The following is a 9,050-nucleotide window of genomic DNA, read 5'->3' on the forward strand; positions in this document are numbered from 1 at the left end:
TGGGCGGGCTGACGGGGGTGAGGTGCGGGCTGTACAGCTCGACGCGGTTCTTGCCGCCCGCCTTGGCCCGGTACATGGCGAGGTCGGCGTTGCGCAGCAGGTCGGCGGAGGAGATGCCCGGTTCCGCGAAGGCGACGCCGATGGAGGCGGCGACCCGGACCTCCCGTCCGCCGTCGACCTCGTAGGGCCGGGAGAGGGTGTGCCGCAGGCGCTCGGCGATCTCGGTGACCAGCAGTTCCCGGTCGGCCTCGTCGTGGCCGGCGCCGCCGAGGATCAGGGCGGCGAACTCGTCGCCGCCGAGCCGGGCGGCGGTGTCGCCGGCGCGCACGGAATCCTGGAGCCGGCGGGCGGCCTGGACGAGCAGGTCGTCGCCGGCCTGGTGGCCGAGCTTGTCGTTGACCGCCTTGAAGCCGTCGAGGTCGATGAAGAGCACCGCGGTGCCGGCGTCCCCGGCCCGCCGGCCGCCGAGCGCGCCGCGCACCCGCCGGGTGAACAGCGCCCGGTTGGGCAGGTCGGTGAGGGCGTCGTGCTCGGCGTTGTGCTGGAGCTGGGCCTGGAGCCGGACGCGTTCGGTGACGTCCCGGCTGTTGAAGATCAGCCCGCCCTGGTGGCGGTTGACCACCGACTCGACGTTGAGCCAGTCGCCGGCCCCGGAGCGGAAGCGGCACTCGATGCGGGTGGTCGGCTCCTCGGACGGCGGCGCGGCGAGGAAGCGGCGCACCTCGTGGACGACGCCGCCGAGGTCGTCGGGGTGGATCAGCGCGGCCAGTTCGGAGCCGATCAGCTCGTCCGCCTCGCGCCCGTAGACGCCGGAGGCGGCCGGGCTGACGTAGCGCAGGGTGCCGTTGGGCGCGGCGATCATGATGACGTCGCTGGAGCCCTGCACCAGGGACCGGAAGTGGTTCTCCTTCTGGGCCAGTTCGTGGGTGAGGGCGATGTTGTCCATCAGCATGATGCCCTGGCGGACGACCAGCGCGAGCACCACGGTGCAGGCGGTGAAGACCACCACCCGGTCCACCGTGCGGTCCTCCACCGCGTTGTACAGGATGCCGAGGGTGCACACGGCGGCGGCGAGGTACGGGGTGAGGGCGGCCAGCGAGCCGGCCACCGGGCGGCTGGCGGGCCGCCGGACGGCGGGCGCGGGCCGGACGGCGGCGCCGCGGGCCCGGCGGGCGCCCCAGGGCGCGTACGCCAGCAGCAGCGAGCCGGCGAACCAGCCGGCGTCCAGGAGTTGGCCGGAGGCGTAGTGCTCGCGCAGCAGCGGTGAGGTGAACAGCGCGTCGCACAGCACGGTGAGGGCGAGCGCGGCGATGGCGGTGTGCACGGTGGAGCGGCCCGCCTGGGAGCGCCGGAAGTGCAGCGCGAGGACCATGCTGACCAGCACGATGTCCAGCAGCGGGTAGGCCAGCGAGAGGGCGGCGCGAGCGACCGGTTCGCCCTGGAAGCGGGTGGCGTGGGAGAGCGCCAGGCTCCAGGACAGGGTGAGCAGCGAGCCGCCGATCAGCCAGGAGTCCAGGGCCAGGCAGACCCAGCCGGCCCGGGTGACCGGGCGCTTGGCGAGCACCAGCAGCCCGACGATCGCGGGCGGCGCGAACAGCAGGAAGAACAGGTCCGCGAGCGAGGGGCTGGGCACCGGGACGTCCAGGACGACCTCGTACCAGCCCCAGACGCCGTTGCCGGCGGCGGCCATGGCGGAGGAGAACGCGAACAGCAGCCAGGCGGGCCGGAACCGGCCGTCCCGGGTGCGGGCGTAGACCAGGCAGGAGACGGCGGCCACCAACGCGGCTCCGCTGAGCCCGAAGTCGCCCATGATGAGCGCGAGTTCGGGTGAGCCCCAGCCGAGGCCGGCGCCGGTGGCGTAGCCGCCGCAGAGCACCGCCAGGATGAGCTGGGTGCCCAGTCCGCCGCCCGCCCGGGGCCCCGGGGCCTTGCCCCCGGAGGCTGCGGGCGGGCGCTCCACGAGGACTCCGGAGGCGCTCACCGCGGCGCTCCGGTGCGCGGGCCGGACGGTCGAGTCGTGCTCCGCGGCGGACGCGTTGTCGCGCCCGGGGACGGTGTCAGCCCGTCCCGCCGCGTCGGATCGGTTGCCCTTGGGCCGTGCATCACCCGTCGCCCCCCTCGGTTCCTGATCGATCGGCTCGGTGGTCAATCGGCTCTCACGTGGCGCCTCTGCGCCGGTCTCCGCTCGACGCCTCCCCCCAGATCGGGACGATACACCAGTCTCGTCACACAGGGACAGGGGTTCTCTACGCTCCGTGACGATCACGGAATTGGCCGGTTTGCGTCGTGCGCGCGGCCGCCGTGCGGGGCCGTCTACCCGGTGGTGAGCACCCGATTCCGCAGCTCCCCGCCGGTGGCGAAACGGGTGAGCTGGTCGGCCAGCAGCCGCTTGGCGCGCGGCAGGAACGCCGAGGTGGAACCGCCCACATGCGGGCTGATCAGCACACCGGGCGCGTGCCACAGCGGATGGCCGGGCGGCAGCGGCTCGGGGTCGGTCACGTCCAGGGCGGCGGTGAGCCGGCCGCGCCCGGTCTCGGCCAGCAGCGCCTCGGTGTCGACCACCGGGCCGCGGGCCACGTTCACCAGCAGCGCGCCGTCCTTCATGCGGCCGAGAAACGCCGCGTCGACGAGATGCCGGGTGTCGGCGGTCAGCGGGGTGGAGAGCACCACGACGTCCGCCCGCGGCAGCAGTTCCGGCAGCTCGGCCAGTGCCCGCACCGGGCCGCGCGCGGTGGTGCGCGCGGAGCGTGCGACGCGTTCCACGCGCGCGCACTCGAACGGCGCGAGCCGGTCCTCGACGGCTGCGCCGATCGAGCCGTAGCCCACGATCAGCACCGACTTGTCGGCGAGCGCCGGGTAGAAGCCGTCCCGCCACTCCTCGGCGTCCTGGCCGCGCACGAAGCGCGGGATGCCGCGCAGCGAGGCGAGTATCAGGGCCAGGGTCAGCTCAGCGGTGCTCGCCTCGTGCACGCCCTTGGCGTTGCACAGCGCCACCCCGGCCGGCAGTCCGGGCAGTCCGGGGGTGATGTGGTCGGTGCCGGCGGAGAGGGTCTGCACCACCCGCACCGACCCCATCGCGGACATCGGGCGGACCGCGACCTCGCTGCCCTTCATGTACGGCACCACGTAGAAGGCGCAGTCGGCCGGGTCGGCCGGGAAGTCGGGCCCGCCGTCCCAGAAGCGGTAGCGCGGTCCGTCGGCGCCGCCGGACGCGGGTGCGGGCAGGCCGTCGATCTCGTCGGCCGGGATGGGGAGCCATACGTCGTATGTCATGGTCCCCGAGGCTATGCCACCGGCACGGACGGGCCATTGGTTAGATTCGGGGCGGGCCGAGGCGTTGTGGAGGTACGGGGAGTTGGACCGCAGGACGATCGGCGCGAGCGCGCTCGCGGTGGGCGCGGTGGGTCTCGGGTGCATGCCGATGAGCTGGGCGTACACCTCCTCCCAGCAGCGGGGCGAGGAGTCGCTGCGGGCCGTGCACGCGGCGCTGGACGCCGGGGTGAGCCTGCTGGACACCGCCGACATGTACGGGCCGTTCACCAACGAGCTGCTGCTCGGCCGGGTGCTCAAGGAGCGGCGCGCGGAGGTCTTCGCGGCCACCAAGTGCGGGCTGCTCGTGGGAGACGGCCACATCGTCGCCAACGGCCGCCCCGGGTATGTGCGCCGGGCCTGCGACGCCTCGCTGCGCCGGCTCCAGACCGACGTCATCGACCTCTACCAGCTGCACCGGACCGACCCGGACATCCCGGTGGAGGAGACCTGGGGCGCGATGGCCGAGCTGGTCCGGGCGGGCAAGGTGCGGGCGCTGGGCCTGTGCGCCCTGGACGTCCGCGCCCCGCGCCGCCCCGTCGCTCCGGGCCGGGGCGGCGCGGTCGCCGCGGCGCGGGCGGCCCCGGGGGCGGGCGCACGCACGGACCGGACGGGTGCGGTCCGGAGCCGGCCGGGTACGTCCGGCGGCCGGGCGGGGGCCTTGGGCGGCCGGGGGCCCGACGCGTATGACGGAACGATTCGGCTGCTGGAGCGGGTGCAGCAGGTGTTCCCGGTCGCCGCGGTGCAGGCGGAGCTGTCGGTCTGGTCGCCGGAGGCGCTGGAGAAGCTGCTGCCGTGGTGCGCCCAGCGGGGCGTCGGCTTCCTGGCGGCGCGGCCGCTGGGCAGCGGCTACCTGACCGGGACGCTGACCCCGGGCGGCGGCTTCGAGCCGGACGACCCCAGGGCCCGGCACCCCCGGTTCACCGCCGAGATGATGGCCGCCAACCAGCCGCTGGTGGCCGGATTGCGCCGGGTCGCCGAGCGGCACGGCGGCCCGGCGGCCGGGATCACCCCGGCACGGGTGGCGCTGGCCTGGGCGCTGGCCCAGGGCGGGCAGGTCGTCCCGGTGCCGGGCACGAAGCGGGCCCGCTGGGCGGTGGAGAACGCCGGCGCCGCCGCCCTCGCGCTGACCCCCGCCGACCTGGCCGAGATCGCCGCGCTGCCCCCGGCCCGCGGGTCCTGGGACTGAACGCCGGGCCCCCGGCGGGGAATGGCGTTTCACGGCGGATCGCGGCGGGTCCGGGCGGAACAGGGCGGAACGGAGCGGTTCACCGGCGACCGGGGTGGTACCCGGCCGGAGGTTGACGGCGACCGTCCAGGCGGGGCCCGGCCGGCCGGTGTATGAAGGGGGCGCGAGGCTGCTCGCGCCGCCGTGGGAAGGGAACGAGATCGTGCAACGACCTACTGTCACCGCCGTGTTGGCGTCCGCCGTGCTGGTGCTGACAGCCGGCTGCTCGTCCGGCGGGGCGGACGGGCCGGCCGAGGGCGCGGGCCGCACCCCGTCGGCCTCCGCCTCCTCCCCCGCGCCCAGCGGCTCCCCCGGCGCGTCCTCCGCCTCGGCGGCGCCCGCGAAGGGCTCGGCGAAGGTGGCGGCCACCCTGACCGAGGGTCTGAAGTCGCCCTGGGGGCTGGCCGAGCTGCCGGACGGCGACCTGCTGGTCTCCTCCCGCGACGAGGGCACGATCACCCGGATCGACGGGGAGAGCGGCAAGAAGACGGTGATCGGCTCGGTGCCCGGGGTGTCGCCGGCCGGCGAGGGCGGGCTGCTGGGGATCGCGCTCTCCCCCTCGTACGCCTCCGACCGCCAGGTGTACGCCTACTTCACCACCGACTCCGACAACCGGATCGCCCGCCTGCTCTACGACGAGCGCAAGCCGGCCGGGCAGCAGCTCGGCGCGCCGGACACGGTGCTGCGCGGCATCCCCAAGGGGTCGATCCACAACGGCGGCCGGATCGCGTTCGGTCCCGACAAGATGCTGTACGCGGGCACCGGCGAGACCGGGGAGACCGGGCTGGCCCAGGACCGCGCGTCGCTGGGCGGCAAGATCCTGCGGATGACCCCGGACGGCGAGCCCGCGCCCGGCAACCCGGAGCCGGACTCCACCGTCTACTCCCTCGGCCACCGCAATGTGCAGGGGCTGGCGTGGGACGCGGAGAAGCGGCTGTGGGCCGCGGAGTTCGGGCAGAACACCTGGGACGAGCTGAACCTCGTCGAGCCGGGCGGCAACTACGGCTGGCCGGAGACCGAGGGCCGCGGCGGCGGAGGCGGCTTCAAGGAGCCGGTCGCCCAGTGGCGTACCTCCGAGGCGTCCCCCAGCGGCATCGCCTACGCCGAGGGATCGATCTGGATGGCCGGGCTGCGCGGCGAGCGTCTGTGGCGCCTCCCGCTGGACGGCGACAAACCGGTCGCCGAACCGCAGGCGTTCCTCCGGGAGGAGTACGGGCGGCTGCGCACCGTGCTGGCCGCCGGCGGGGACGAGCTGTGGCTGCTGACCAGCGAGACCGACACCCGCGGCACCCCGGAGGCAGGCGACGACAAGCTGCTGCGGCTCCAGGTGTCGTAGCTCGGGGTCCTTCAGGCCGGGGCCTCGGACAGCAGGCGCAGCCGGTGGGCGAGGGCGGCGGCCTCGCCCCGGCCGGAGACGCCGAGCTTGCCGAGGATGTTGGAGACGTGGACGCTGGCCGTCTTCGGCGAGATGAACAGCTCCTCGGCTATCTGGCGGTTGGTGCGGCCGGCCGCGACCAGCCGCAGCACGTCCTGCTCCCGGCGGGTCAGCCCGAAGCCGTCGTCCGGCCGGGCGGCCCGGGGCGGTTCGGCGGCCTGCTCGGTCAGCGGCACCCGGGCCCGGGCGGCCAGCAGCTCCAGCTCCTCGCGCAGCGGCCGCGCCCCGAGTCGTACGGCGGTGCGGTGGGCCGCGCGGAGCAGGTCCGCCGCGTCGTCCCGGCGGCCGCCGACGGCGAGCAGCGCGTCGGCCTGCCGGTGCCGGGCGTGGGCGAGCCGGTAGGGGCGCTCCAGCGGTTCGAGGGCGGCGGTGATCTCCGCCCAGCGCTCCGGGTCCCGGCAGCCCTCGGCGCGGGCCAGCTCGGCCGAGACGAACAGGGCGTACGCCTGCCAGAGCGCGACGGGCGCGGCGAGCCGGCGGGCCGCGGCGCGGACCACCTCCAGCGCCTCGGCCCGGCCGGTCTCCGCCCCGGGCAGTCCGCGGGCGTCCGCCTCGGCGCCGGCCGCGGCCAGCAGCAGCGGCCAGCCGTAGCGGTGGCTGCCGGCGCTGGGGATGCCCTCCTCGGCCAGGGCGGCCAGGCAGGTGCGGACGTCGGCCAGGCGGCCCTGCGCGGCGGCCACGCCGATCTCGATCCGCGCCATCGGCAGCACCTGCTGCGGGATGCGGTCGTGGGTGCCGTACGCCTCGCGGGCGTCGGCGAGGGCGTCGGCGGCCGCGGCCGGCTCGCCTCGGTGCAGGCGCAGCCGGGCGATCTGGGTGTGGGCCATGCCGCGGGGCTTGGCGCTGTAGGCGATGCGCAGCAGCCGCTGGGCGCCCGCCTCGGCCTCGTCCCACTCGCCGAGCGGGACGAGGGACTCGGTGAGATTGCCCAGGGACCAGCACTCGCTGTCGCGCAGGCCGCTGGAGCAGGAGAAGTCGACGCCCTCGCGGCCGGCGGCGACGGCGGCGCGGGAGCGTCCGACCGCCTCCAGGCAGGTGGAGAGGTTCACATAGCAGCGGGCGGTCTCGCTGCTCAGCTTGAGGATGCGGCTGCGCTGCTCGACCTCCTCGATCATGGCGAGCCCGGCGTCCACCTGACCGGCGTCGACCAGGATGCAGCCGAGCGTGGTGCGGGCGTGCAGCTCGATGGCCTCCGCGCCGACCAGCCGGGCGTACTCGACGGCCCGCTCGGCGGCGGCGAGGCTCTCGCGGCCGGGGGTGTGCAGCATGCCCCAGCCGGCGGCGACGGCGAGCACCTGGGCGTGGATGGGCGACGGCGGCAGGCCGCGGACCAGGTCCTGGGCGCGGGCGAGCTCGTCCCAGCCGTCGCCGCGGCCGAGATTGGACACCAGGCGGGAGCGCTCGGTCCAGAACCAGGCGGCGCGCAGCGGGTCGCACACCTCGCCGTCCGGGCCGTGGGTCTCCTCGTCGAGCAGCCGCAGCGCCCGCTTGACGATCTTGAAGGCGCGTTCGCGCTCGCCGCACACCCGGGCGGCGACGGCGGCCTCGGCGAGCAGGTCGAGGTATCCGAGCGGGGTGGTCTGCGGGTCGCAGCCGCACGCCGGGTACGCCTCGGCGTAGTCCAGCGGGCGCAGCGAGGCGCGGACCTCCTCGGGGGCGTCGTCCCACAGCTCCATGCCGCGGCCCAGCAGTTGGAGCTGCTCGGAGGGGGCGTGCCGTTTGCGGGCCTCGACGGCGGCCCGGAGCACCACCGGCAGCGCCTTGGCGGCGTCCCGGGCGTGGTACCAGTACCCGGCGAGGCGGGTGGTGCGGGCGTCGGCGCGCACCAGCTGCGGGTCGGCCTCCAGGGCCTGGGCGAAGCGGCGGTTGAGGCGGGAGCGCTCGCCGGGCAGCAGGTCGTCGCTGACGGCCTCGCGGACCAGGGCGTGCCGGAAGCGGTAGCCCTCGCCGTCGGGCACGGCCAGCAGGATGTTGGCGCCGACCGCCTCGCGCAGGGCCTCGAAGAGGTCGTCCTCGGGGAGCCCGGCGACGGCGGCCAGCAGTCCGTACTCCACGGTGGAGCCGCCCTCGGCGACGATCCGGGCGACCTTCTGGGCGTCCTCGCCGAGCTTCTCGACCCGCACCAGCAGCAGGTCGCGCAGCGAGTCGGAGAGCGCGCCGGGCTCGTAGCCGCAGTCGTGCCCGATGGCCAGCTCCTCGACGAAGAAGGCGTTTCCCTCGGAGCGGGCGTAGATGTCGTCGACCAGGGGGGCGTCCGGTTCGGCGGCGAGGATGCCGGTGAGCTGGCGGTGCACCTCGGTGCGGGTGAAGCGGGGCAGTTCGACGCGGTGCACGGCGCGCACCCGGTCCAGCTCGGCGAGGAGGGGGCGCAGCGGGTGGCGGCGGTGGATGTCGTCGCTGCGGTAGGTGGCGACGACGGCGAGCCGGCCGCTGTGCAGCGTGCGCACGAGGTAGGCGAGCAGGTGGCGGGTGGAGGCGTCGGCCCAGTGCAGGTCCTCCAGGGCGAGGACGACGGTGCGCTGGGCGGTGATCCGCTCCAGCAGCCGGGCGGTCAGCTCGAACAGCCGGGCGGTGCTGTCGTCGTTGTAGAGGGTGTACGGCTCGTGGCCGCCGGCCTCGCCCAGCTCGGGCAGCAGCCGGGCCAGCTCGCCCTCCTGGCCCTCGGCCGCGGCGGCCAGCTCGTCGGGCAGGGTGCGGCGCAGGGCGCGCAGCGCGGTGGAGAAGGGCGCGAACGGCAGCCCGTCCGCGCCGATCTCCACGCAGCCGCCGACGGCGACGACCGCCCCGCGGGCGGTCGCCTCACCGAGGAACTCCTCCAGCAGCCGGGTCTTGCCGACGCCGGCCTCGCCGCCGACGAGCAGGGCCTGCGGCTCTCCCGCGGACGCGCGGGAGAGCGCTTCGGTGAGCGCGGCCAGCTCGCCGGCCCTGCCGACGAACACCGGGCTGAAGGACTTGGTCTCCACGTCGCAGAGCATCGCACAGACGTCTGACAACGGGTCACCGCTTTCCGGACGGACCATGACGGGCGTGCTGGGACGGCCGGACGGTGACGGCCGACGGTGACGGGCGGGAGGGATG

5 protein-coding genes are annotated in these 9,050 nt (G+C 75.5%); 2 read left to right on the forward strand and 3 right to left on the reverse strand.

The window, feature by feature from the left end; genetic code table 11:
• Both C6N75_RS21065 and C6N75_RS21070 read right to left on the reverse strand, forming a co-directional pair.
• On the reverse strand, positions 1–1,981 hold a 1,981-nt coding region (locus C6N75_RS21065; protein ID WP_181160559.1), incomplete at its 3' end, for a diguanylate cyclase.
• A 332-nt stretch (positions 1,982–2,313) separates the two neighbouring features.
• On the reverse strand, positions 2,314–3,273 hold the full coding sequence (locus C6N75_RS21070; protein WP_105870472.1) for a 2-hydroxyacid dehydrogenase: 960 nt from the start codon (positions 3,271–3,273) through the stop codon (positions 2,314–2,316).
• Between the two features lie 82 nt (positions 3,274–3,355).
• Between C6N75_RS21070 and C6N75_RS21075 the strand changes: the two genes are divergently transcribed.
• Complete coding sequence (locus C6N75_RS21075) at positions 3,356–4,498, forward strand: aldo/keto reductase (protein ID WP_105870473.1); 1,143 nt, start codon at positions 3,356–3,358, stop codon at positions 4,496–4,498.
• Between the two features lie 202 nt (positions 4,499–4,700).
• Positions 4,701–5,873, forward strand: a complete 1,173-nt coding sequence (locus C6N75_RS21080; RefSeq protein ID WP_105870474.1) for a PQQ-dependent sugar dehydrogenase — start codon at positions 4,701–4,703, stop codon at positions 5,871–5,873.
• An 11-nt stretch (positions 5,874–5,884) separates the two neighbouring features.
• Here the strand turns inward: C6N75_RS21080 and C6N75_RS21085 are convergent, their stop codons facing one another.
• Complete coding sequence (locus C6N75_RS21085) at positions 5,885–8,992, reverse strand: helix-turn-helix transcriptional regulator (protein ID WP_105870475.1); 3,108 nt, start codon at positions 8,990–8,992, stop codon at positions 5,885–5,887.
• Positions 8,993–9,050 lie beyond the last annotated feature (58 nt).

The sequence above is a fragment of the Streptomyces solincola genome, assembly GCF_002982015.1.
Lineage (GTDB): Bacteria > Actinomycetota > Actinomycetes > Streptomycetales > Streptomycetaceae > Streptomyces > Streptomyces solincola.

What these genes read in the sequence shown, in the direction of transcription:
- C6N75_RS21070 (WP_105870472.1), bottom strand. Translation starts at nt 3,273, where the DNA reads ATGACATACGACGTATGGCTCCCCATCCCGGCCGACGAGATCGACGGC.
- C6N75_RS21085 (WP_105870475.1), bottom strand. Translation starts at nt 8,992, where the DNA reads ATGGTCCGTCCGGAAAGCGGTGACCCGTTGTCAGACGTCTGTGCGATG.